The 21945-nt window shown below is 69.8% G+C and carries 23 protein-coding genes; 2 read left to right on the top strand and 21 right to left on the bottom strand.

What is annotated here, in order from left to right; all coding sequences use genetic code 11:
• Positions 1-104 precede the first annotated feature (104 nt).
• Positions 105-1583 (top strand): catalase, encoded by a 1479-nt coding sequence (locus LRX76_RS13565; protein WP_231806235.1) that lies wholly within the window; start codon positions 105-107, stop codon positions 1581-1583.
• 65 nt (positions 1584-1648) lie between these two features.
• The gene (locus tag LRX76_RS13560; protein WP_231806096.1) at positions 1649-2194 is read left to right on the top strand and encodes an ankyrin repeat domain-containing protein; all 546 of its coding nucleotides are present in this window, start codon (positions 1649-1651) and stop codon (positions 2192-2194) included.
• 125 nt (positions 2195-2319) lie between these two features.
• Here LRX76_RS13560 and fliP read toward each other — a convergent pair whose 3' ends face one another.
• The 21 genes from fliP to fliD form a co-directional block, all read right to left on the bottom strand.
• Entirely contained in the window at positions 2320-3051 is a 732-nt protein-coding gene (gene fliP, locus LRX76_RS13555) for a flagellar type III secretion system pore protein FliP (RefSeq protein WP_231806234.1), read from the bottom strand.
• Between the two features lie 50 nt (positions 3052-3101).
• Positions 3102-3524, bottom strand: a complete 423-nt coding sequence (fliO, locus tag LRX76_RS13550) for a flagellar biosynthetic protein FliO (RefSeq protein WP_231806094.1) — start codon at positions 3522-3524, stop codon at positions 3102-3104.
• The gene (gene fliN / locus LRX76_RS13545; protein ID WP_231806092.1) at positions 3521-3865 is read right to left on the bottom strand and encodes a flagellar motor switch protein FliN; all 345 of its coding nucleotides are present in this window, start codon (positions 3863-3865) and stop codon (positions 3521-3523) included. The genes fliO and fliN overlap by 4 nt, the downstream gene beginning before the upstream one ends.
• Positions 3862-4875 carry a flagellar motor switch protein FliM gene (fliM, locus tag LRX76_RS13540; RefSeq protein WP_231806090.1) on the bottom strand — a complete coding sequence of 338 codons (1014 nt, stop codon included), beginning with the start codon at positions 4873-4875 and terminating at the stop codon, positions 3862-3864. The genes fliN and fliM overlap by 4 nt, the downstream gene beginning before the upstream one ends.
• A gap of 15 nt (positions 4876-4890) precedes the next feature.
• Complete coding sequence (locus tag LRX76_RS13535; protein WP_231806088.1) at positions 4891-5403, bottom strand: flagellar basal body-associated FliL family protein; 513 nt, start codon at positions 5401-5403, stop codon at positions 4891-4893.
• Positions 5404-5646: 243 nt separating this feature from the next.
• A complete protein-coding gene (locus tag LRX76_RS13530) occupies positions 5647-6810 on the bottom strand; it encodes a flagellar hook-length control protein FliK (RefSeq protein WP_231806086.1) in 1164 nt (387 codons plus the stop codon).
• On the bottom strand, positions 6807-7262 hold the full coding sequence (gene fliJ, locus LRX76_RS13525) for a flagellar export protein FliJ (protein ID WP_231806084.1): 456 nt from the start codon (positions 7260-7262) through the stop codon (positions 6807-6809). Before fliJ ends, LRX76_RS13530 begins: the two co-directional genes overlap by 4 nt.
• Entirely contained in the window at positions 7259-8650 is a 1392-nt protein-coding gene (gene fliI, locus LRX76_RS13520) for a flagellar protein export ATPase FliI (protein WP_231806082.1), read from the bottom strand. The genes fliJ and fliI overlap by 4 nt, the downstream gene beginning before the upstream one ends.
• A gap of 187 nt (positions 8651-8837) precedes the next feature.
• On the bottom strand, positions 8838-9440 hold the full coding sequence (locus LRX76_RS13515) for a FliH/SctL family protein (protein ID WP_231806080.1): 603 nt from the start codon (positions 9438-9440) through the stop codon (positions 8838-8840).
• Entirely contained in the window at positions 9437-10453 is a 1017-nt protein-coding gene (fliG, locus tag LRX76_RS13510) for a flagellar motor switch protein FliG (RefSeq protein ID WP_231806078.1), read from the bottom strand. Before fliG ends, LRX76_RS13515 begins: the two co-directional genes overlap by 4 nt.
• On the bottom strand, positions 10443-12149 hold the full coding sequence (fliF, locus tag LRX76_RS13505) for a flagellar basal-body MS-ring/collar protein FliF (RefSeq protein WP_231806076.1): 1707 nt from the start codon (positions 12147-12149) through the stop codon (positions 10443-10445). The genes fliG and fliF overlap by 11 nt, the downstream gene beginning before the upstream one ends.
• A gap of 13 nt (positions 12150-12162) precedes the next feature.
• Entirely contained in the window at positions 12163-12522 is a 360-nt protein-coding gene (gene fliE / locus LRX76_RS13500; RefSeq protein WP_231806074.1) for a flagellar hook-basal body complex protein FliE, read from the bottom strand.
• A gap of 234 nt (positions 12523-12756) precedes the next feature.
• Complete coding sequence (locus tag LRX76_RS13495; RefSeq protein WP_231806072.1) at positions 12757-14148, bottom strand: NAD-dependent succinate-semialdehyde dehydrogenase; 1392 nt, start codon at positions 14146-14148, stop codon at positions 12757-12759.
• A 394-nt stretch (positions 14149-14542) separates the two neighbouring features.
• A complete protein-coding gene (locus LRX76_RS13490) occupies positions 14543-16000 on the bottom strand; it encodes a sigma-54 dependent transcriptional regulator (protein WP_231806070.1) in 1458 nt (485 codons plus the stop codon).
• Positions 15997-16377 carry a response regulator transcription factor gene (locus LRX76_RS13485; RefSeq protein WP_231806068.1) on the bottom strand — a complete coding sequence of 127 codons (381 nt, stop codon included), beginning with the start codon at positions 16375-16377 and terminating at the stop codon, positions 15997-15999. The genes LRX76_RS13490 and LRX76_RS13485 overlap by 4 nt, the downstream gene beginning before the upstream one ends.
• Positions 16378-16387: 10 nt before the next feature.
• The gene (rpoN, locus tag LRX76_RS13480; protein WP_231806066.1) at positions 16388-17794 is read right to left on the bottom strand and encodes an RNA polymerase factor sigma-54; all 1407 of its coding nucleotides are present in this window, start codon (positions 17792-17794) and stop codon (positions 16388-16390) included.
• Between the two features lie 308 nt (positions 17795-18102).
• On the bottom strand, positions 18103-18732 hold the full coding sequence (locus tag LRX76_RS13475) for a response regulator transcription factor (protein ID WP_231806064.1): 630 nt from the start codon (positions 18730-18732) through the stop codon (positions 18103-18105).
• 194 nt (positions 18733-18926) lie between these two features.
• Positions 18927-19496 carry a PilZ domain-containing protein gene (locus LRX76_RS13470; protein WP_231806062.1) on the bottom strand — a complete coding sequence of 190 codons (570 nt, stop codon included), beginning with the start codon at positions 19494-19496 and terminating at the stop codon, positions 18927-18929.
• Positions 19493-19798 (bottom strand): hypothetical protein, encoded by a 306-nt coding sequence (locus LRX76_RS13465; protein ID WP_231806060.1) that lies wholly within the window; start codon positions 19796-19798, stop codon positions 19493-19495. The genes LRX76_RS13470 and LRX76_RS13465 overlap by 4 nt, the downstream gene beginning before the upstream one ends.
• Positions 19798-20211 carry a flagellar export chaperone FliS gene (fliS, locus tag LRX76_RS13460; RefSeq protein ID WP_231806058.1) on the bottom strand — a complete coding sequence of 138 codons (414 nt, stop codon included), beginning with the start codon at positions 20209-20211 and terminating at the stop codon, positions 19798-19800. Before fliS ends, LRX76_RS13465 begins: the two co-directional genes overlap by 1 nt.
• A gap of 147 nt (positions 20212-20358) precedes the next feature.
• Positions 20359-21693: a flagellar filament capping protein FliD gene (gene fliD, locus LRX76_RS13455; protein WP_231806056.1), complete on the bottom strand. Its 1335-nt coding sequence runs from the start codon at positions 21691-21693 to the stop codon at positions 20359-20361.
• Between the last annotated feature and the right edge of the window lie 252 nt (positions 21694-21945).

Genomic DNA, 21945 nt, shown 5'->3' with positions numbered 1-21945 from the left:
AGGCCCGGGGCGTTCACGGATCATCCGCGCACCACCCAAGCCAGAGAGACTACATGCGAGCCGGGAAATTGACGTTGACGGTCCTGCTGCTGCCGGCAGCCCTGATGGACACCGCGATGGCGCAAGCCGTCCTCACCCGCGACAACGGCGCCGCCGTGGGCGACAACCAGAACTCGCAGACCGCCGGCGCCACCGGCCCGACCCTGCTGCAGGACGTGCAGCTGATCCAGAAGCTGCAGCGCTTCGACCGCGAGCGCATCCCCGAGCGCGTGGTGCATGCGCGCGGCACCGGCGCCCACGGCGAGTTCACCGCCACCGCCGACCTGTCCGACCTGACCATCGCCAAGGTCTTCACCGCGGGCGAGACGACCCCGGTGTTCGTGCGCTTCTCCTCGGTGGTGCACGGCAACCACTCGCCGGAATCGCTGCGCGACCCGCGCGGCTTCGCCACCAAGTTCTATACCCGCGACGGCAACTGGGACCTGGTCGGCAACAACTTCCCGACCTTTTTCATCCGCGACGCGATCAAGTTCCCCGACATGGTGCACGCGTTCAAGCCCGACCCGCGCACCAACGTCGGCGACATGGCGCGCACCTTCGACTTCTTCTCGCACGTGCCCGAGGCGACCCGCACCCTGACCCTGCTGCTGTCCAACGAGGGCACCCCGGCCGGCTACCAGTACATGGACGGCAGCAGCGTCCACGCCTACAAGCTGGTCAACGCCCAGGGCCAGGTGCACTACGTCAAGTTCGCCTGGAAGACCCAGCAAGGCGTGCGCAACCTCGACCCCAAGCAGGTGGAGCAGGTGCAGGGCAAGGACTTCAACCACATGACCAACGCGCTGGTCGAGGCGATCCGCTCCGGCAACCACCCCAAGTGGGACCTGTACCTGCAGGTGCTGGCGCCGGAGGACCTGGCCAAGTTCGACTTCGACCCGCTGGACGCCACCAAGATCTGGCCGGAGGAGCTGGTGCCGAGCCGCAAGATCGGGCAGATGGTGCTCAACCGCAACGTCGACAACTTCTTCCAGGAGACCGAGCAGGTCGCGCTGGCGCCGTCCAACCTGGTGCCGGGCATCGAGCCGTCGGAGGACCGCCTGCTGCAGGGCCGCCTGTTCTCCTATGCCGACACGCAGATGTACCGCGTCGGCGCCAACGCCCTGAGCCTGCCGGTGAACCGGCCGCGGGTGGCGGTGAACAACGGCAACCAGGACGGGGCGATGAACCCCGGCCACACCACCAGCGGCGTCAACTACGAGCCCAGCCGCCTGCAGCCGCGCCCGCAGAGCGAGCAGGCGCGCTACAGCCAGCTGCCGCTGTCGGGCACCACCCAGCAGCAGAAGATCCACCGCGAGCAGAACTTCAGGCAGGCCGGCGAACTGTTCCGCTCGTACGGCAGGAAGGAGCAGCAGGACCTGATCAACACCTTCGGCGGCGCGCTGGCCGGCACCGCCGACGAGGCCAAGCACGTCATGCTTTCGTACCTGTACAAGGCCGACGCCGACTACGGCACCGGCGTGGCCAAGGTGGCCGGCGGCGACCTTGCGGGGGTCAGGGCGCGGCCCGCCACGCTGCAGGACTGATGCATCCAGGCGGCGCACCGCGGACAGCCGCGGTGCGCCTTCTCCCCCCGAGCGAAACGACGACCATGCGCAAACTTCTTCTGGCGGCGCTGTGCGCGGTCGCCGCGAACGCCTTCGCCGGCCCGGCGCAACAGCCCGATCCTGCGCAGCTGCGGGCGCAGCTCAGGCAGTACTTCTTCGATGCCGCGCGCGAGGGGCGCGGCGACATGCTGGCCGAGTTCATCGACGCCCGCTACGACCTCGATACCCGCGACGACCAGGGCTACACCGCGCTGATCCTGGCCGCCTACCACGGCCAGCGCGAGGCGGTGGAACAACTGCTGGCCGCTGGCGCCGATCCGTGCGCGCAGGACAGGCGCGGCAACACCGCGCTGATGGGCGCGATCTTCAAGGGCGAGCTGTCCATCGCCCGCCGGCTGATGCAGGCCGGATGCGCGCCGGACCAGCGCAACAACGCCGGGCAGACCGCGGCGATGTACGCGGCGCTGTTCCAGCGCAAGGACGTGCTCGACGCGCTCGCGGCCAAGGGCGCCGACCTGAAGGCCCGCGACCACGCCGGCAACGATGCCGAACGGCTGCAGCGCGGGGAGTTCGCCACCGCGCCGCGCTGAAGTGCGCGCGAAGGGCGTGCCGCCGTTCTCGTAGAGCCGAGCTTGCTCGGCTGGGGCTCTAACGGGAAGGCTTCAGCCGAGCAAGCTCGGCCCTACGGTGGGGCGGGATGCGCTGGGGAATCCGCTCAGTTGAAGCTGGCCGCCAGCGTGCCCACCACCAGCACCCAGCCGTCCACCAGCACGAACAGCAGGATCTTGAACGGCGCCGACACCAGCATCGGCGACAGCATCATCATGCCCATCGACATCAGCACGCTGGCCACCACCAGGTCGATGACCACGAACGGGATGAAGATCAGGAAGCCGATCTCGAACGCGGTCTTCAGCTCGGAGGTGACGAACGAGGCGACCAGCACCGGGAACGGGATGTCGGCCGGGCTGCCGTAGGTGCCGTTGCCGGCCATGCCGGCGAAGGTCATCAGGTCGGTCTCGCGGATCTGCGCCAGCATGAACGCGCGCAGCGGCTCGGTGGTCAGGGTCCAGGCGGTCTGGAAGTCGATCCGGCCGTCGAGGTACGGCCCCAGGCCGGCGCTCCAGGCCTTCTGCCACACCGGCATCATCACCAGCATGGTCAGGAACAGCGCCAGTCCCAGCAGCACCTGGTTGGACGGGGTCTGCCCGGTGCCCAGCGCCTGCCGCAGCAGTGCCAGCACCACGGTGATGCGGGTGAAGGCGGTCAGCACCAGCAGCAGCGACGGCAGCAGGGTGATGGCCGTCATCAGCAGCAATGTCTGCAGCGGCAGGCTCACCGGCGCATCGCCGATGCGGCCGACATTGACGTTGGGCAGCGACGGCATCTGCGGCGCCGCCGCCGGCGCGGCCCAGGCCAGCGCTGGCAGCAGCAGCGGCAACAGCATCGGCAACAGCAGCAGCCAGCGGCGCGCGGAGGGGCGGGGGTGAGGCATGGTCAGCGGTCCTTGCGCAGCTTCTGCGCCAGCAGCTGGGCGAAATTGGGGAGTTGCTTGAGGTCGGGCAGCTTGGGAGCCGCTGCCTGCGGCAGCGGTTCGGCCAGTTCGTGCAGGGTGCGGATGCCGCCGGCGGTGACGCCCAGCAGCAGCTGCCGGCCGCCGACGTCCACCACCACCACGCGCTCCTTGGCGCCCAGCGGCAGGCTGGCGACCAGCTTCAGGCCCTCGGCGGGGCGGAAGCCGCCGCCGGGCAGGCGCCGCAGCAGCCACGCCAGCGCGAAGATCAGCGCCACCACCAGCGCCAGCGCCACGAACGCGCCGAACAGCCCCGGCGTGGACGGCGCGTGGCTGCCGACCTGTGCCGCGGCGGCCTTGCCGGCGCTGCCGCCGGCGGCGGCCACGGCGAGCAGGGCAGGGGTCACCGCAGTCTCCGGATGCGCTCGGACGGGCTGACCACGTCGGTCAGGCGGATGCCGAAGCGGTCGTTGATCACCACCACCTCGCCATGGGCGATCAGGGTGCCGTTGACGTAGACGTCGAGCGGATCGCCGGCGCCGCGCTCCAGCTCGACCACCGAGCCCTGGTTGAGCTGCAGCAGGTTGCGGATCGGCATGCGGGTGCGGCCCACCTCCAGCGACAGCGTCACCGGCACGTCCAGGATCACGTCGAGGTTGAGATCGGCATGCTCGCCGTGCTGTTCGGCCTGCAGGTCGTCGAATCGCGCCGGGGCGGCGCCGGCTTCGGTCTGTTCGTTCTCGGTCATGGGTTTTCTTCCTGGGAGACGATCGCGCGCGGCCTGAAGCCGGGCGGATGGACGGCGGTGATCTTCACGGAATTGCTGCCATTGGCCACGCCGAAGGTGCCGGTGAACACCGGGATGTCCTCCACGCACAGCGGCACTTCGTGCGGCAGCTCGATGGGCAGGATGTCGCCGACCTTGAGCCGGGTCAGCTCGCGCAGGGTCATGCGGCGCTTGGCCAGCACGCTGGACAGCGTGACCTCGGCGACGTTGAGCTGCTCGCGCAGCATCGTGTTCCAGCTCTCGTCGCGGTCGACGCGGTCGCTCTGGATACCGGCGTCGAGCAGCTCGCGGATCGGCTCGAGCATCGAGTACGGCAGGGTGACGTGGATCTCGCCGCCGCCGCCTTCCAGCTCGACGTGGAAGCGGCTGACCACCACGTACTCGCGCGGGGTGACGATGTTGGCGAAGTGCGGGTTGATCTCGGAGTTGATGTACTCCGGCTCGATCTCCAGCACCGGCGCCCACGCCTCGGTGAGGTCGGCGAAGGTCTGCTTGAGCAGCAGCTGGATCACCCGCATCTCGGTGGCGGTGAACTCGCGGCCCTCGATGCGGGTGGGGTAGCGGCCGTCGCCGCCGAAGAAGTTGTCCACCACGGTGAACACCAGGGTCGGCTCGAACACGATCAGCCCGGTGCCGCGCAGCGGCTTGAACTTGATCAGGTTGAGGTTGGTCGGCACGTACAGCGAGTGCATGTAGTCGTTGAACTTGACCAGGTCGATGCCGCGCACCGACAGGTCGGCCGAGCGCCGGATCAGGTTGAACAGGCCGATCCGCCACAGCCGCGCGAAGCGCTCGTTGACCATCTCCAGCGTCGGCATGCGGCCGCGGATGATGCGGTCCTGGCTGGCGAAATCGTAGTTGCGCGCCTCGCCGGGCTCGGCCGGCGCCGGCCCGGTGTCGACCGCGCCGGCATCCACGCCGTGCAGCAGGGCATCGATCTCGTCCTGGGATAGCAGGTCGTTGACGCTCATCGGCGGTCGCCTTCCTTACTGGGTCACGAAGCTGGTGAACAACAGGTCGTCGGCACAGGGCTTGCCGGTCTCGGCCTTGAGCCGCGCCTGCACCTCGGCCAGCGCCTGCTTCTGCAGCTTCTCCTTGCCGGCACGGTCGGCGATGGCGGCCGGGTCCACCTGCGAGAACAGCATCAGCAGCGCGGCGCGGATGGCCGGTGCGTTGGCCTCGATGCTCTTGAGCGCCTCGGCGTCGCGGGTCATCAGCTGCACCTCCACCTGCAGGTAGCGCGGGCCGTCGGCCGGGCCGTTGAGGTTGACCACGAACGGCGGATCCATGGCGAAGTACTGCGCCGGCGCCGGCAGCGCGGGGGCCTTGGCGGCGGCCTGCGCATCCGCCGACTGGCGGCCGGCGAAGTACCAGGCCGCGCCGCCGGCGGCGGCACCCACCACCACCACGGCGGCGATGGCGATCAGCAGCAGCTTGGAGCGGCCGCCGCTGTTCTCCTTGGCGGCGGTTTTCTTGTTCTTGTCGGCGGCTGTGGCCACGGGGCGGAAACTCCGGCAGAGATGACTGCCGCTGGTGATGCAAGGCGTGTGCCGTTAGCCGCCCAGGCCGATGGCGGATTGTTGGCGGAGCAGGGGTTCGGGGGACAAGCTGCACCGTAGGAGCGACTTCAGTCGCGATGAAGCTTTACCGATAAAGCCCATCGCGACTGAAGTCGCTCCTACAGGTCGCTCCCGCATGAGATCGTGAACAGGCTCTTGCGAATCCCCAATCCCCAATCCCGCTCAGGCATAGGCATCGAGCAGCCCGCGCAGGCGCAGCGCCACCGGGGAGAGCGTGGCCGTGGAGGCCTCGATCCCCTCCATGCCGTCGATGCCGTCGGCCAGCATGCCCTCGGCCTGCGGCGCGCCGCCCTGGCCCTGCTGCTGCCGGCCGACGTCGGCCTGCGCCAGTTGCAGGCCCTGCTGGCCGAGCATCTCGCGCAGGCGCGGCAGGCTGTCCTCCAGCGCCTGCCGCACGTCGGCGTGGGCGCTGCTGAAACTGGCGTGCACGCGGTCGCCGTCCAGTTGCAGGCGCACTTCGACCGGGCCGAGCTTGTCCGGATTGATATGGATGTGCGCGTGGCCGACCTTCTGCTCGGCCAGCCAGCCGAGGCGGACTCCGACGGCGTCGCCGAAGTCGCCGTCCAGGTCGGGCGTGGCGGTCGGCGATCCGGCGAACACCGTCGATTCGGCCTTCGCCGCGGCTGCGGGCTGGGCGGCGGACAGCAGCGCGGCGAAGCCGTCGCCGTCGCGCGCCGTCGCCTGCAGGCCGCTGTCCTGGGCGGCGTTGTCCAGCGACGGGCCGTCGCCGGCTGCCGCAGCGAGCAACTGCACCGCGGCCTCGGCGGCAGGCGCGGCGGCGTCGGCCTTGCCGGGTGCGGACAGCGCTGCGGCGCCCGCCGCTGCCGCTGCCGCGGCTGCCGGCGCGGCAGGGCCGTCACCCGACGCCGGGGCTCGTGCCGCCGCGGCGGCATCGCCGGGCGGCGGGGCCGCCGTGGCCGGGGCGGACGCGGGGACGAGGGCCAGCCCGGCCAGCCCGGCCGGCGGCCACGGCGGGCCGTCCGCGGCGGCGTCCTCGTGCTCCTCGGCCGGCTGCGCGGACCCGGGCGCGTCGGTCGCGTCGGTTTCGGCCGCCTGCTGCGTGTCGGCCGGCTTGTCCATCTTGTTTCCCGGTGGCTTGGAGGCCTTGCCGGCATCGTTGCCGCTGCCGCCGTCGGCGGGCTGCCTCTGTTTGCCCGCCGCCGCCTTGTCGGCCGGGGCCGGCGTCCTGGCGCTGCCGGCGCCGATCATCTGCGCGAACGCGCCATCGCCGCCGGCCGATTGGGTGTCGTCGGCCGGCGCGGAACCCGCCGTGCCGCGGGCGGAGCCGGTCGCGGAAACCGAGGCCATCGACGACAGCCCGCTCACGTGTCGTTCCCGCTTTCGTCGTCCAGCCGCGACAGGCGCGCGCGGCGTGCGCCGAGGTCGTCCATCTCGCGCTGGTCGCGGCGGTCGCTGACCACCTTTTCCTGGGCGCGGTAGCTGGCCGCCAGCTGCTCCAGCACCTGCTTGTCGCGGCTGGCCAGCAGCAGCCGCGCGCGCTCGGCCTCGACCTTCTCGCGGTTGCGGTCCACGGTCTGGCGCTGCTGCTGCACCGCGCTGTCCAAGCGCTCGATGAAGGCGCGGCGGTTGGCCAGCTGCGCCGGGCTGGTCAGCGCCATCTGGCTGTTGGCGTATTCCTCGGCGTAGCGGCGCAGTTCTTCCAGCCGCGAGGTATGGGTGTCGAGCGCACGCTGGCGCTCGGCGAGGTCGCGGGCCACCTCGTCCTCGTGGTCCTGGGCACGGCGCAGCAGGGGATCCATTCGTCGGGATTGCATCATGGTGCGGTCTCATGTTCTACCAGCCGCTTCAATGCGGCCTGGCTGTGCGGCAGGTCCGCGGCGCGGGCCACGTCCTGTCCGAGGAATTCGACGATTTCCGGCCAGCGCTCCAGCGCCTCGTCGGTGGCCGGGTCGTTGCCGCGCTGGTAGGCGCCGATGGCGATCAGGTCGCGGTTGGCCGAGTACGCCGACACCAGCCGCTTGAGCTTGCGGATGCGCAGCCGCCACGGTTCGTCGGCGATGTCCTGGACCACGCGGCTGACCGAGGACTCGACGTCGATGGCCGGGTACAGGCCGCTGTCGGCGACCCGTCGCGAGAGCAGGATGTGGCCGTCGAGGATGGCGCGGGCGGCGTCTGCGATCGGGTCCTGCGGGTCGTCGCCCTCGGTCAGCACGGTGTAGAAGGCGGTGATCGAGCCGCGGCCCTTGGCGCCGTTGCCGGCGCGCTCGACCAGCGCCGGCAATTTGGCGAACACGCTGGGCGGGTAGCCGCGGGTGGTCGGCGGCTCGCCCACCGACAGGCCGATCTCGCGCTGGGCCTGGGCGAAGCGGGTCAGCGAGTCCATCAGCAGCAGCACGTTCAGGCCCTGGTCGCGGAACCATTCGGCGATCGCGGTGGCGCGGTAGGCGCCGTGCAGGCGCGCCAGCGGCGGCCGGTCGGCCGGCGCGGCGACCACCACGGCGCGGCGCAGGCCTTCCTCGCCCAGCGTGGTCTCGACGAAGTCGCGCACTTCGCGGCCGCGCTCGCCGATCAGCCCGACCACGATCACGTCGGCGGCGGTGTAGCGGGTCATCATCCCCAGCAGCGTCGACTTGCCGACGCCGGAGCCGGCGAACAGGCCCACGCGCTGGCCGCGGCCGATCGGCAGCAGTGCGTTGATCGCGCGCACGCCCACGTCCAGCGGCTGGGTGATCGGCTCGCGCGCGAGCGGGTTGATCGATACGCCGGCCATGCCGGTGGTGCCCTCGGCGCGGATCGGGCCCTTGCCGTCCAGCGGCACGCCGTCCGAATCGATGACGCGGCCGAGCAGGCCTTCGCCGACCTCGACGCCGCCGCGGCGCTGCGACGGCACCACCCGCGCATTGGGCAGCAGGCCGTGCAGCTCGGCGCTGGGCATCAGGTAGGTGCGCTCGCCGGCGAAGCCGACCACCTCGGCATCGACCCAGCCGCCGTCTACCACTTCCACCTTGCAGGTGGCGCCCAGCGGCGCCTCGCAGCCCACCGCCTCCAGGGTCAGGCCGACGGCGCGGCGCAGGATGCCCTCGCGGATCAGCCCGCGGCCCTGCGCCGGGTCCAGGCCGAGCGCGCCGAGCCGGGTGGCGATGCGCAGGCTGCGCGCGGCGGCCCATTCGGCCGGGGCGGTGGAGGGGAGCAGGTTGGCGCTCATGGGGTGTACCGCCGACGGCCCCTGGCGTTCCCTTCTCCCGCTAGCGGGAAAAGGTGACGCGAAGCGCCGGATGAGGGGGCTTTGGAGGCATTGCGGTACTTCGGGCAGCCCCCATCCGCCCTTCGGGCACCTTCCCCCGCAGGCGGGAGAAGGGAAATTTCAAAGGACTGGGCGGGCGTGGCGGCGGTCACAACCCGGCCCCCGCCTTGCGCAGCACGGTCTGCAGCGCCGTGCGCAGGCGCGCGTCCAGGGTGCCGTCGATGCGCACGGTCTCGGCATGCACGCGCAGGTCGCCGCGGCCGAGCGCCAGGTCCGGGACCAGGCGGATCCCGGTCATCATCGACAGCAGCGGCGTCAGCGCGGCGATGTCGTCCGGGTGCAGGCGCACCTCGACGTCGCGGGCGGCACCGCCGACGGCATCGACGGCCTCGCCGACCAGGTCCGACAACAGCACCGGGTCGGCCTCGTAGGCGCGCCCGACCAGGCTGCCGGCGATGCGCACGGCCAGTTCGCCCAGGGCGCCGACGACCTCGTTCTCCAGCCGTGCCAGCGGCCGGCTGAAGTTGTCCAGGATGCCCTCGATCTGTGCGGTGAGGCGGCGGATCTCCGCCTGTCCCTGCGCCAGGCCCTCGGCGTGGCCGTTGTCGAAGCCCTCCTTGCGGGCGTCGTCCTGGATGGCCTGGATCTCCTCCAGCGTCGGCGGCCGCAGCACCGGTTCGGCGATTTCCTCCACCGGCGCCGGCGGCACCGCGTCGAATTCGGGGAAGGCCCAGCGCACGACCTGGCTCATACCAGCGGCTCCGCGCCGCCGGCGCCCAGGTTGATGACGCCTTCATCGGCCAGCCGCCGCACGATGCCGAGGATCTCCTTCTGCGCGGCCTCCACGTCGGACAGGCGCACCGGCCCGCGCGCCTCCATGTCCTCGAGCAGGATGTCGGCGGCGCGCTGGGACATGTTGCGGGTGATCTTGTCGCGCACCTTGACGTCGGCCCCGCGCAGCGCCAGCCCCAGGCGTTCGCCGGAGACCTCGCGCAGCATGGTCTGCAGGTCGCGGTCGTCCAGGTCCACCAGGTTGTCGAACACGAACATCTGCTCCTGGATGCGGTTGCCCAGCTCGGCATCGACCTTGCTGATCGCCGCGAGCAGGCCCTGGTCCTGGCCGCTGTCCATGAAGTTGAGGATGTTGGCTGCCACTTTGATCCCGCCGATGCTGGAGGACTTCAGGTTCTGGTTGCCGGCGAACTGGCGCTCCATGATCTCGTTGAGTTCGTTGAGCGCGTTGGGCGGGATGCCGTCGAGGGTGGCGATGCGCAGCAGCACGTCGGCGCGCACGCGGTCGGGCAGCAGCTTCAGCGCCTCGGCGGCCTGGTCGCTGTCAAGGTGCGCCATGACGATGGCGATGATCTGCGGGTGCTCGTTGCGGATCAGGTCGGCGACCGCGCGCGGGTCCATCCACTTGAGCGTGTCCAGCCCGGTGGTGTTGCGGCCGAGCAGGATGCGGTCGATCAGCCCGGACGCCTTCTCCTGGCCAAGCGCCTGCACCAGCACGTTGCGGATGTAGTCGTCGGCGCCCACACCCAGCGAGGTCTTGTTGCCCAGCTCGGCATTGAACTGGTCCATCACCCCCTCGACCTGTTCGCGCGAGACCCCGCTCATGGTCGCCATGGCGATGCCGATCTTCTGCACCTCCTTGGGGTCCATGTGCTTGAGCACCTCGGCGGCGTCGGCCTCGCCCAGCGACAGCAGCAGCACCGCGGCGCGCTGCACGCCGGTGAGCGGCGACGTGTTCGGATCAGGCTTCATTGGCCACCCATCCCTTGACCACCTGCGCGACCCGCTTGGAGTCGGTCTTCACCGCCTCGCGCGCCTGCCGCAGCCGGTCCTCGTAGGCATTGGAGGGCAGGGCGATGGCCGGCGACTGCGCCGGCTTGGCGCTGCTCTCCTCCAGCGTCGGCAGCAGATCGTCGTCGTCGTCCATTACCTGGACCTCGGCGGTCTGCGGCTCGCTGCGGTCGGCCTTGCGGGCCGGCGCGGGGCCGGCGATCTGGCGCAGGGCCGGGCGCAGCACGCCGAACAGCAGCGCCAGCACCACCACCGCGCCGAGCACCAGCCGCAGCGCGTCCTGCACGCGCGGGTCCTCCCACCAGTGCGGCGCGTCGCCGGGCTCGGCGGTCTCGCGCACGAACGGGGCGTTCATCACCGACACGGTGTCGCCGCGCGCGGCGTCGAAGCCGACCGCCTGTTTGACCAGCGCCTCGATCCGGGTCAGCTCGGCCGCGCTCAGTTCCTGCTGCACGGTCCTGCCGTTGGCGCCGGGGCGCGGTACGTGGTCCAGCAGCACCGCGACGGAAACCCGGCGGATGCGCCCGGCCGGCTGGCGGGTGTGCTGCAGGGTGCGGTCCAGCTCGAAGTTGCGGGTGGCGCTCTTGGCGCTTTCGGTCGGCGCGGCCGCGGCGGCGGCCTGCGCGTTGGCCGGGTTCGCCGGGTTGGCGCCGGCGGCGGGCGCCGGCTGGCCGGGCACGGCCGGGCCGGGCGGGGTGTTGCTGGCGGCGCCGGGCACGCCCTGCGGCCCCGGCGTGCTGGTGCTGTTCTCGCTGACCTGTTCGCTGCGCAGCTTCGGCGGCTCGCCGTTGTAGAGCTCGCGCGCCTCCTCGACCACCGAGAAGTCCATGTCGACGCTGACTTCCGGATTGACCCGGCCGGGGCCGGTCATCGGCTCCAGCAGCTCGCGGATGCGCTGGTTGTACGAGTTCTCCTGGCGCCGCACCTGCTCGAACTGGGCGGCGTTGAGCGCGGCGTCGCTGTCCGGGTCGCTGATGGTGAGCATGCGCCCGCTCTGGTCGACCACGGTCACCCGCTCCGGCGCCAGGTCCGGGATCGAGGAGGCGACCAGGTGCACGATGGCATCGACCTGGTTGCGCTCCAGCGTCTGCCCGCCGCGCAGCTCCAGCACCACCGAGGCGCTGGCGACGTCGCGCTGGCGGGTGAAGGCGCTGGGCTTGGGGATGGCCAGGTGCACGCGCGCGTCGCGTACCGGCCGCAGGGTGCTGATGGTGCGCACCAGCTCGGTTTCCAGCGCGTGCTGGTAGCGCGCGTTCTCGACGAACTGGCTCACGCCGAAGCCCGGGTCGCGCTCGATCATCTCGAAGCCGAAGCGGCCGCTGTCGCTCAGGCCGGAGCCGGCCAGCTTGAGCCGCGCGTCGTAGAGGTTCTTCTCCGGCACGGTGATCGCGCCGGTGGCCGGATCGATCTTGAACGGGATCTTGGCGGTGCGCAGCAGGTCGGTGGCCTCGGCCGTGGCCTTCTCGTCCAGGCCGGTGTACAGCGGGGTGAAGCCGGGCTTCTGCGACCAGAAGAACACCGCCAGCCCGGCCGCCACCGCCACCGCGATCATGCCCATCAGCGCCAGCTTGCGGGTGATCTGCAGGCTCTGCAGGCGGTCGAACCAGGCGCCGGCCTTTTCGCTGCTGAATGTGTCCTTGGTGAGCGCGAGTGCCATGCGTTCCTATCCCCTACAGCGACATGTTCATGACGTCCTGGTAGGCCTGGACGAGTCGGTTGCGGACTTCCACGGTGGCGCGGAACGCCACCTGGGACTGTTGCGAGGCGATCATCACCTTGGCCAGGTCGGCGCTGGGATCGCCCAGTTCGAACGCCTTGGCCAGCGCGCCGGACTTCTGCTGCGCCTCGTTGACCCCGGCCACGGCGCTGCGCAGGGTCTCGGTGAAGCTGGGCGCCTGCGCCGGCGCGCTGCCGCCCAGCCCCGAGATGGCATTGCTGCGCGCCGCATCGCCCAGCGGCGCCACGTTCTGGCCCATCTGGTTCTGGTAGCTGCGGATCTGCGACAGGATCGAGTTGATGGAATCGGTCATCGTGGCAACGCCATGCCGGGAGGCTGCCACGGGTGATGCAAGAGGTGTGCCGGAGTGGCTGGGATTGGGGATTGGGGATTCGGGATTCGGGATTGGGGATTGGGGATTGGCAAAAGCCAGGGCTCCCGCTCTTACGAATCCCCAATCCCTAATCCCCAATCCCTAATCTCCAGACAACGAAAAACCCCCGGCAAGCCGGGGGTTTTCCTGTCTCGGCTCAGGGAGACGGCTGGATCAGAACGCGCCGTCGATGTCCGTCACCGTGATCAGCTTGTGGTTGACGAACTCCTTGATGCCCAGTCCGACCAGCTCGCGGCCATAGCCGGAGCGGCGCACGCCACCGAAGGGCAGGTCCGCGGCCACGCCGGTGGGATGGTTGATGTAGACCATGCCGGTGGAGATCTTCTGCGCCACCTCGACGCCGTGCTTGATGTCGGTGGTGAACACCGAACCACCCAGGCCGAACGGCGAGTCGTTGGCGATGCGGATCGCGTCGGCCTCGTCCTTGGCGCGGATGACCTGCGAGACCGGGCCGAAGAATTCCCAGTAGTGCGCCGGGTTGTCGTCGGTCACGCCGGTCAGCAGCACCGGGCGGAAGAACGAACCCTGGGACGGGATCTCCGGGCCGATCACCTGCACCTTGGCGCCGTGCCCGACCGCTTCCTCGACCTGCTTGTTGAGGTCGTCAAGCGCGCCCTTGGAGGACAGCGGGGCGAGCGTGGTGGACGGGTCCAGCGGATCGCCGGCCTTGAGCTTGCCCACGCCGTCGATGTACTTCTTCAGGAACTCGTCGTAGATCTCGTCGACCACGATGATGCGCTTGGATGAGCAGCAGACCTGGCCGGCATTCCAGTGGCGGCCGGTCACGGCCCACTTGACCGCCTTGTCCAGATCGGCGTCCTTGAGCACGACGAAGGCGTCGGCACCGCCGAGCTCCATGGTGGACTTCTTCAGCGCCTTGCCGGCCTGGGCGGCGACGATCGCGCCTGCGCCCTCCGAACCGGTCAGGGCCACGCCCTGCACACGCGGATCGTTGATGATGGTTTCCAGCTGGGTGCGGTTGGGATACAGGTTCTTGAAGCCGCCCTCGGGCAGGCCGGCCTCGCGGAACAGCTTCTCGAACACGGCCGCGCACTGCGGCACGTTGGAGGCATGCTTGAGGATGATCACGTTGCCGGCGGAAAGCTGCGGCGCGGCGATGCGCACGACCTGGTAATAGGGGAAGTTCCACGGCTCGATCGCCAGCAGGATGCCCTGCGGTTCGTGCTCCACCCAGGCCTCGCTGTAGGCCGGATGCTTGGTGGACAGCTTCTCCGGGGCGAGCAGCTTCTCCGCGTTGTTGGCGTAGTACTCCAGGATCTGCGCCGACAGTTCCACCTCGCCCTCGGCCTCGGTCAGCAGCTTGCCCATCTCCAGGGTCAGGATCTTGGCGTACTCGGTATGGTCCTTGCGCAGCAGGTCGGCGGTCTTCTGCAGGATCTTGCTGCGTTCGGCAAAGCTGGTCAGCTTCCACTGCTCGAATGCCTTCTGCCCGTTGTCCAGCGCCTGAGCGACCTCGGCGTCGGTGGAGTTGGGGAAGGTCTTGAGGGTTTCACCCGTATACGGGTTGGTTGTTGCGTAAGCCATGGCGTTACTCCACGTTGGAATCTGCCTGAACTGCCCGGATCCAACTTGCGTAGGACAGTCCTTGTGTATGGAAGATCATCTTCCCATGAGTCGGTAGTGCCCTTGATCTCGATCAAACTAGGCATGTACGACATGCGGCCACATCGATGCATTTGCAATCGAGGGCCGCCCGGGACGCTATGTTGCGCCACGGCAGGTGCGACGGAGTGAAAACTGTGTAAAGCCGTCCGCTGGCGTGGCTGGCGCCGACGCATCGGGCCGCGCGGGACCTGTAGAGCGACTGTATGGACGCTGTCGTAGGAGCGACTTCAGTCGCGATGAGGCTGCACCGGTAAGGCCCGATCGCGACTGAAGTCGCTCCTACGGTCGCTCATCCCGCATCGCGGCCCCCGGCTCAGCCGGCGAGTTGGGTCGGCTCGCGGTCCACGCCGTACTTGCGCAGCTTCTCCACCAGCGTGGTGCGGCGCAGGCCCAGCAGCTGCGCCGCATGGGCGACCACGCCCTGGGTGCGTTCCAGCGCCTCGTTGATCAGCGAAAGCTCGATGGTCGCCATGTGCCCGCGCAGGTCGATGCCGTTCTCGGGCAGGTGGAGGACATCCTGGTCGGTCGCCGCGGCCACCGGCCTGGCGGCGGCCAGCAGTTCGGTCGGCTTTTCGCCCGGCAGTTCCAGCGGATGCTCCTGCGGCGGCAGCGGGAAGTCGCCGCGGTAGCGTGCCGGCAGGTCCTGCACGCGCACCAGCCCACCCGGGTGCAGCACCGCAAGCCGCTCGACCAGGTTGGTCAGTTCGCGCACGTTGCCCGGCCAGGCGTAGCTGCGCAGTGCCTGCAGCGCCTCCTCGGCGAAGCGGACCTCGCCGCGGCCGGTGCGCGCCAGCTGCGCGGCGATGGTGGACACCAGCGCCGGCAGGTCGTCGGCGCGCTCGCGCAGCGACGGCATCTCGATCGGGAACACGTTGAGCCGGTAGAACAGGTCCTCGCGGAAAATGTCGTCGGCGATGCGCTGTTCCAGGTCGCGGTGGGTGGCGGCGATCACCCGCACGTTGCAGCGGATGGTCTGGCCGCCGCCGACGCGCTCGAAGCTGCGCTCCTGCAGCACGCGCAGCAGCTTGACCTGCATCGGCAGGCTCATGTCGCCGATCTCGTCCAGCAGCAGGGTGCCGCCCTCGGCCATCTCGAAGCGGCCCTTGCGCGCCGACAGCGCGCCGGTGAAGGCGCCCTTCTCGTGGCCGAACAGCTCGCTCTCCAGCAGGTCCGGCGGGATGGCGCCGCAGTTGATCGCCACGAACGGACCGTCGCGGCGCGGCGACAGGCGATGGATGGCGCGCGCCACCACTTCCTTGCCGGTGCCCGATTCGCCCAGCACCAGCACCGTGGTGTCGAAGCCGGCGACCTGGTCGATCAGCCGGCGCAGGCGCACCACCGCCGCGCTGTCGCCGGTGGGGGAAGGGTCGTCCACGGCGCCGGCCTGGTGCTCGGCATCCAGGCGCTTGAGGCTGGCCCGGCGCAGCAGCAGCTCCAGCTGGGCGTGGCGCAGCGGCATCTCCAGCGGCCATACGTTGGCCTCGTGCAGGCCGTGGCGCGAGGCGAAGCCGGCGCTGTCCTGGTCGAGCAGCAGCAGCGGCGGCGGCAGCGCCGAGCGCCCCAGCCAGGCGAAGAAGGCATCGGCGTCGGCAGGGGTGTCCAGCGTGCCGACCACCACCGCGACCCAGTCGCTCTGGCGGCTGCGGGCCAGGTTGATGTCGCCCGGCTCGCTGACCCAGCGCGGCGTGAAGTCCATGAATTCGAGCAGGCCCGAGATGCGTTCGGCGCGTTCGGCGTCGCCATCGAGTACCAGGATGCGTGATTCGCTCATGACGGTTCCCCTTGGACCAGGTTCTCCAGGATCGGCATGACCTCCTGGATGTACGAAAGCTTGCTTACGAAGTTGTCGGCGCCGGCGCGCAGGGCGTGCTCGCGGTGTTCGGCGTCGTCGAAATGGCTGGCGATGACGATGTACGGCGGCTCGTCCTGGGTCTTGATCAGGCGCGTGGCCTGCAGCCCGCCCATCTCCGGCATCGCCAGGTCCATCAGCACCACCTGCGGGCGCAGCGCCTCGGAGCGCTCGATCGCCTGCAGGCCGTTGCCGGCGCTGCCGACGATCTCCAGCCAGTCGACCTTGCGGAAATGGCGCATGGCGGCGTTGATGAAACCCTCGTGGTCGTCGACCAGCAGTACCTTGAGCTTGCTCATTCCTTGATCCTCAGCCCGCACGGGCCAGTTGTGGCTTGGCATTGCGGCGGCGTTCCCGTGCCGGGGCGATGTCGAGCTGTTCGCGATACTTGGCCACCGTGCGCCGGGCGATGTTCACGCCCTGTCGCGCCAGCAGCCCGGCGATGGCCTCGTCGGCCAGCGGCCGCGCCGCCGGTTCGGATTCGATCAGGCGCCGCACCATGGCCTTGACCGCCTGCCCGGAGACGCTGGCGCCCTCCAGGCGGACGGCGAAGAAGTGCTTCAGTTCGAAGGTGCCGCGCGGCGTCTGCAGGTACTTGCCGGTGGTGATGCGCGAGATGGTGGACTCGTGCATGCCGATCTCGTCGGCGATCTCCTTGAGCGTCAACGGTGCCATCGCCTCGTCGCCGCGGCTCAGGAAGGCGGCCTGGCGCTCGACGATGGCGCGGGTGGCGCGCAGCAGGGTGTCGTAGCGCATCGACAGGCCGCGGGTGAGCCAGCGCGCCTCCTGCAACATCTCGCGCAGCGGCTGGGCGCTTTCGCCGGCGGCGGCCAGGGCGCGCTCGTAGGTGGGGTTGATCGCCACGCGGCGGCTGGTGGCCGGATTGAGCGCCACCCGCCAGCTGCCGTCGGCATGCCAGGCGACCACGTCCGGTATCACCGCCACCCGGGTTTCGGGCAGCAGGCTGTCCCCGGGGCGCGGCTGCAGCGACAGGATCAGGCGCACCGCCGCGCGGATGTCCTCGGCCTCGGCGTCGAGCAGCTGCGCCAGCGCCGGGTAGTCGTGTGCGGCCAGCAGCGCCAGGTCCTGCGCGAGGATGCGGGCGGCCAGCGGGCGGCCGGCGACGCGGCCGGGCAGGGCGGCCAGCTGCGACAGCAGGCATTCGCGCAGGTCGCAGGCGCACAGGCCCGCCGGTTCGCCATGCAGCAGGCGCTGGCGCACGGCCTCGATCGCGGCGGCGTCGAGGTCGAAGCGGGCCGAGGCGCGCAGGAGCAGTTCCGCGCGCGGCGCCGACAGATAGCCTGTGTCGTCGCTGTGCTCCAGCCAGAATGCGGCGATCTCCAGTGACCTGGGGTCCAGCTCCAGTGCCAGCCGGGCGAGCACGCGCAGCTGCGGGTCGCTGGATTCGCCGGCGGCCACGCGCTGCATGCGGTCGTCGTCGGCATCGTTCCAGCTGCCGCCGGGCACGTCCCACATCGAGGATTCGGGCAGTTCGTCGAAGGCGGCCGTGTCCAGCGCCGCATCGTCCCCGGCACCGGCGGGTTCGTCGCTCTCGCTCTGCTGCTCTTCCAGCTCCAGCAGGGGATTGCTCTCCAGGGCGCGGCGGATCTCCAGCTCCAGCTGCATCCCGTCGAGTTGCAGCAGGCGGATCGACTGCAGCAGCTGCGGCGTCAGGTGCAGCTGCTGGCCGAGCTGTACGGCGATGGTGGGTTTCATGCGCTTCCCCGGAACCGGCGCCAGCAACTTGGCGCCCGTGCAGCCATCTTGCGGCGGCGGCGACGGTTTCGTAATCGGGGGGATTCCGTGGCGGGTCGTCGGTTTCCTGACACTATGTGGGGAAAACCCCTACATCGCCCCGGCCTCCCCGGCGGCCGTGCCAGCGTCCCGTCGCCGCAGGGCTGGCGGAGATAGGCCGATCCCTGCACTCAGGCAAGTGCCGTGCCGGAATGCCGACGGCGCGTCCTGTCCATTACCCTCGGCATCCATGGTCCCGGCTGCGCACCCGGCGGCCGCGACGGGCCGAGCTACAGTTCGTTCTGGTAGCGGGCGGCGAGCAGCAGCAGCTCGTTGGCGCGGCGGCAGCCCAGCGATTCCATCATGCGGGCACGGTGGGTCTCCACCGTCTTGACGCTGATCTCCAGGTCGGCGGCGATCTCCTTGGTGCTGCGGCCACGGCCGAGTTCGCGCAGGATCTGCCGCTGCCGCGGCGACAGCGCGGCCACGCCCTGCGGCCGCTCGCGGCCGAGCATCGGCGCGATCATCTTGGCCGAGATCTGCGGGCTCAGGAACACCTGGCCGGCCTGGGCCGCGCGCAGCGCCAGTTCCAGTTCCAGCGGGGCGGCATCCTTGACCACGAAGCCGGAGGCACCGCGATCGAGCGCATCGCGTACATGCACCGCATCGTCGTGCATCGACATCATCACCACGCGCGTGCCGGGGACCGCCTTGAGCACGTCGCTGAGCGCATCCAGTCCGTTGCGGCCCGGCAGCGACAGGTCCATCAGCACCAGGTCGGGCCGGTGCAGCACCGACAGGTCCAGCGCCTGCTGGGCGTTGCTGGCCTCGGCCACCACGTCCACCCCGGCGAATGCCTGCAGCAGGCGACAGAGACCGGCGCGGACCAGGGTGTGATCGTCGACGATGATGACTCGCACGTAAGGCTGCTTGTTTCCCCGAGGGGTCCACCTTAGCGGAGCGGCGCGCCCGCGCCAACCGGTGGAACCACGATGGCCGGCGCAGGCGCCGATTGCACGGCGGCCGTAGGAGCGACTTCAGTCGCGATGGGGCTCTGCCGGGAAAGCCACATCGCGACTGAAGTCGCTCCTACGGGCGCTACCCTGCAGGGGGCTCAGGAAGCCTGCCGCGCCTTCGCCACCTGGCGGCGGTGCAGGCGGAAGATATGCCGCTCCATCGCTGCTTCCAGGCCGGCGTCGAGCGCATCGAAGCGCAGCCACAGGTAGTGGCTGCCCACGCCGCTGGCGGCTTCGGCGATCACGCTCACCGGCAGTTCCAGGTGGTCGGGCAGCCATTCGGCCGGCTGCAGCCTGACGATGCCGGCCGCGGCGCCGTGGCGCACGCCGGTTTCCAGCCGCAGACCGCGCCGCGACCAGCGCACCGGGCGCAGCGGCAGTTCGTCGCCCTGCTGCCGCGCCAGCCGTCCCAGCAGCACCAGCAGCAGGTCGAGCTTGGCGTCCATGCGCTGCACCAGCGGCGGCAGGTTGCCGCGGTCCTCGTGGACGTCGTCGTTGCGCGCTTCCTCCACCTGCGCCAGGCCGCGCAGCAGGGCCTCGGCGCTGCCCGGACGGCTGGCGCGCTGGCTGCCCGCGACGAACTCGGCGGGGATGTCCAGCTCGCAGCTCAGGGTGTCGTCGAACAGCTCGGCTTCGGCGCGGTGGTGGATGGCGGTGCCGGTGGTCATGACAGTCCTCCCTGGACATAGGCACGCGCGGCGTGGCCGGAACGGCGCTGGGTCTGCATCAGTGCCTTCAACTTCTGCTGGAACTGGCGCATTTGCGCGATCGCCTGCATCTGCATCGCCTGCAGCTGCCGCAGTTCCTCCTTGAACCTCTTCGCATCCGCGCCGGCGCAGAACTCGCGCAGGTGCAGGTCGTGCTGGCTCAGCATCTGCGGCAGCGGCTCGAGTTCCTCGCGGGCCAGCGCATCCTGGATCGCGGCGACCTCGGCCCGCAACGACGCGACGCTGTGCAGCGGGGATTCCATCAGGGCGTGGCCGGGATGTTGCGCTGCGCCTGCGGGATGGCGTTCCAGGCCGAGTCGATCTCGCCGAGCAGCTGCAGCGATTCGGCCAGCGCCGATTCGTCGTTGTGCAGGTTGGCCTCGGTGAGGCGATGGATCAGGTAGTCGTAGAGCGCGGACAGGTTTCCGGCGATCTCGCCGCCGGCCTCGTGGTCCAGCGAGCCGTTGAGGTGGCCGATGATCGCGCAGGCCTCGCCGATGGCCTTGCCCTTGCGTGCCAGGTCGCCCTGGGCAATGCCGGCCTGGGCCTGGCGGATGCGCTGGCAGGCGCCGTCGAACAGCAGCGCGATCAGCTTGTGCGGATCGGCATCGGTCACGCTGGTGGATACGCCGACCTTGCGGTACTGCTCGGCGAACTGGCGGCTGGAACCGTACATGGGATCATTCCTTGGATGGCGGGACCCGGCGATGGCGCGGCTCGACACTGCCCCTGCGGCAGGAGCCAAGACAAGCACGGCCGGGGTGGCGGACAGGATCTTTATCGGCATGCCGCGGCCGCGACTTGAGCGTCATGCGCGCCATCGTCAGTCGGACGAGCTCGACAGCAGGCTGTTGAGCGAACTGGCGCTGCTCTGCAATTGCACGATCATCGTTTCCATCGCCGTGAACTGGGCGGTGTACAGGTCCGACAGCTTGGTCATGCGGGTGTCGAGGTCGTCGAGCTGCTGTTCCAGGTCGGCGATCTGCTTGTTGAGGCTGGTGGTGCGCTGCACCAGGGTGCCGCTGGTGGAATTGAGGTTGCTGTCCAGCAGCGAGGTCAGGCTGGCGCTGTAGCTGCCGTTCTTGCCGAACATCGCAGCAGCCGCATCCGGATCAGCGGCGATCGCGGTGTCGAAATCGGTACTGCTGAAGCTCATCACCCCGTCCTTGTCCAGGGTGATGCCCAGCGTCTTCAGATCGCCGATGTTGGCGCTGACCTGGCTGCGCAGTTGCTGTTGCAGACCACGGATCAGGGAGTCGCCGGTCAATGCGGAGGCAGTCTGGGTGGTGGCGTCATAGGCGCTGCTGCTCTTGAGCAGGGTGTTGGCGGCGTTGTAGGCCGAGGCGTATGCGGTGAGGTTGGCCTTGAGGGTGCTGGTGTCGGTAGCTACGCCCACGGTATAGGTCTTGCCTGCCTCGGCCTGGGTGAGGTTGAGCACCACGCCGGGGACGAGATCGGCGATGGTGTTGCTGCTTACCGTGCGCTCGAAGCCGTCCACCCGCACCAACGCGTCGGTGGCGGCGACGGTCTCGGTCAGGCTGCCTCCGTCGCCATTGGTCAGCGCCTGCAGGGCATCGTCGCCGCTGGCGGTGATGGTTAGCGCATTCTCCGTGCCCAGGCCGACGGCACTGAACATCAGGTGCTGGCCATCGTCGGCGGTCACCACGCTGGCGACCACGCCCTTGCCGCCGGCGGCCTTGTTGACCGCCGCGGCGATGTCGGCCAGGGTGGCGTCCTCGCCGATCTCGACATCGATGCTGTTGTCCTCGCCATAGGCGATGCTCAGCGTACCGCTGCCTATCGTGGCATCGGCCTCGTAGGCGGCCGAGGAAAGCTTCTGCGCGGTCGCCAGCCGGGCCACCTCCACGCTGTAGCTGCCGGCCACGGCACTCGACGTGGTGGTGGCGGTGAAGCCGGCGCCGCTGGCCACCGTGGCCTTGTATGCGGTGCTGTCGGCGCTGCTGATCACGCTGTTCAGCGCGGTCTGCAGGGTGGTCATGACGTTCTTGACCTGGCTGATCGCCGAAAGCTTGGCGGTGGCCGTGGTGCCGGCGGTGTTGATGCGGGTCTCGGTCGGGGTGCGCGCGGCGGTGACCAGCTGGGAGACCAGGGTCGGTATGTCCAGGCCTGAGCCGGTTGCTGAGATCGAAGTCGCCATGGTGCTGTTCCTGTAGGGCCGCTCGCGGTGTGTGACGGACTCTCGACAAGCCTTATCGGCTGCCGTACCGCGACCTTGAGCGGCCAGTCGCGGCCATGCCGTTGCACAGGCAAGTCCCGTGCCAGTCTGGCAAGCGGAGAGGTACCTTCAGGTTCATGAGGCGTCGGGCGTGGGTGTATGCCCAGGCATGCGCCATGTCTGTAGGAGCGGCGTAAGCCGCGAGGGCTTTACTGGGGAAAGCCCTCGCGGCTT

Origin of the sequence: Stenotrophomonas sp. MMGLT7, assembly GCF_021168555.1 — a bacterium.
Lineage (GTDB): Bacteria > Pseudomonadota > Gammaproteobacteria > Xanthomonadales > Xanthomonadaceae > MMGLT7.
This window is presented reverse-complemented; position numbering and strand designations above follow the sequence as displayed.

Excerpts from the sequence above, each read along its gene's own strand:
- LRX76_RS13485 (WP_231806068.1), bottom strand. The coding sequence starts at position 16,377 with ATGAGCAAGCTCAAGGTACTGCTGGTCGACGACCACGAGGGTTTCATC.
- fliN (WP_231806092.1), bottom strand. The coding sequence starts at position 3,865 with ATGACCGAGAACGAACAGACCGAAGCCGGCGCCGCCCCGGCGCGATTC.
- fliJ (WP_231806084.1), bottom strand. The coding sequence starts at position 7,262 with ATGATGCAATCCCGACGAATGGATCCCCTGCTGCGCCGTGCCCAGGAC.
- LRX76_RS13560 (WP_231806096.1), top strand. The coding sequence starts at position 1,649 with ATGCGCAAACTTCTTCTGGCGGCGCTGTGCGCGGTCGCCGCGAACGCC.
- fliM (WP_231806090.1), bottom strand. The coding sequence starts at position 4,875 with ATGAGCGTCAACGACCTGCTATCCCAGGACGAGATCGATGCCCTGCTG.
- fliS (WP_231806058.1), bottom strand. The coding sequence starts at position 20,211 with ATGTACGGTTCCAGCCGCCAGTTCGCCGAGCAGTACCGCAAGGTCGGC.
- fliE (WP_231806074.1), bottom strand. The coding sequence starts at position 12,522 with ATGACCGATTCCATCAACTCGATCCTGTCGCAGATCCGCAGCTACCAG.
- LRX76_RS13465 (WP_231806060.1), bottom strand. The coding sequence starts at position 19,798 with ATGGAATCCCCGCTGCACAGCGTCGCGTCGTTGCGGGCCGAGGTCGCC.
- fliF (WP_231806076.1), bottom strand. The coding sequence starts at position 12,149 with ATGGCACTCGCGCTCACCAAGGACACATTCAGCAGCGAAAAGGCCGGC.
- LRX76_RS13470 (WP_231806062.1), bottom strand. The coding sequence starts at position 19,496 with ATGACCACCGGCACCGCCATCCACCACCGCGCCGAAGCCGAGCTGTTC.
- LRX76_RS13565 (WP_231806235.1), top strand. The coding sequence starts at position 105 with ATGGACACCGCGATGGCGCAAGCCGTCCTCACCCGCGACAACGGCGCC.
- LRX76_RS13495 (WP_231806072.1), bottom strand. The coding sequence starts at position 14,148 with ATGGCTTACGCAACAACCAACCCGTATACGGGTGAAACCCTCAAGACC.
- fliP (WP_231806234.1), bottom strand. The coding sequence starts at position 3,051 with ATGCTGTTGCCGCTGCTGCTGCCAGCGCTGGCCTGGGCCGCGCCGGCG.
- rpoN (WP_231806066.1), bottom strand. The coding sequence starts at position 17,794 with ATGAAACCCACCATCGCCGTACAGCTCGGCCAGCAGCTGCACCTGACG.
- fliD (WP_231806056.1), bottom strand. The coding sequence starts at position 21,693 with ATGGCGACTTCGATCTCAGCAACCGGCTCAGGCCTGGACATACCGACC.
- fliG (WP_231806078.1), bottom strand. The coding sequence starts at position 10,453 with ATGAAGCCTGATCCGAACACGTCGCCGCTCACCGGCGTGCAGCGCGCC.
- LRX76_RS13515 (WP_231806080.1), bottom strand. The coding sequence starts at position 9,440 with ATGAGCCAGGTCGTGCGCTGGGCCTTCCCCGAATTCGACGCGGTGCCG.
- LRX76_RS13490 (WP_231806070.1), bottom strand. The coding sequence starts at position 16,000 with ATGAGCGAATCACGCATCCTGGTACTCGATGGCGACGCCGAACGCGCC.
- fliI (WP_231806082.1), bottom strand. The coding sequence starts at position 8,650 with ATGAGCGCCAACCTGCTCCCCTCCACCGCCCCGGCCGAATGGGCCGCC.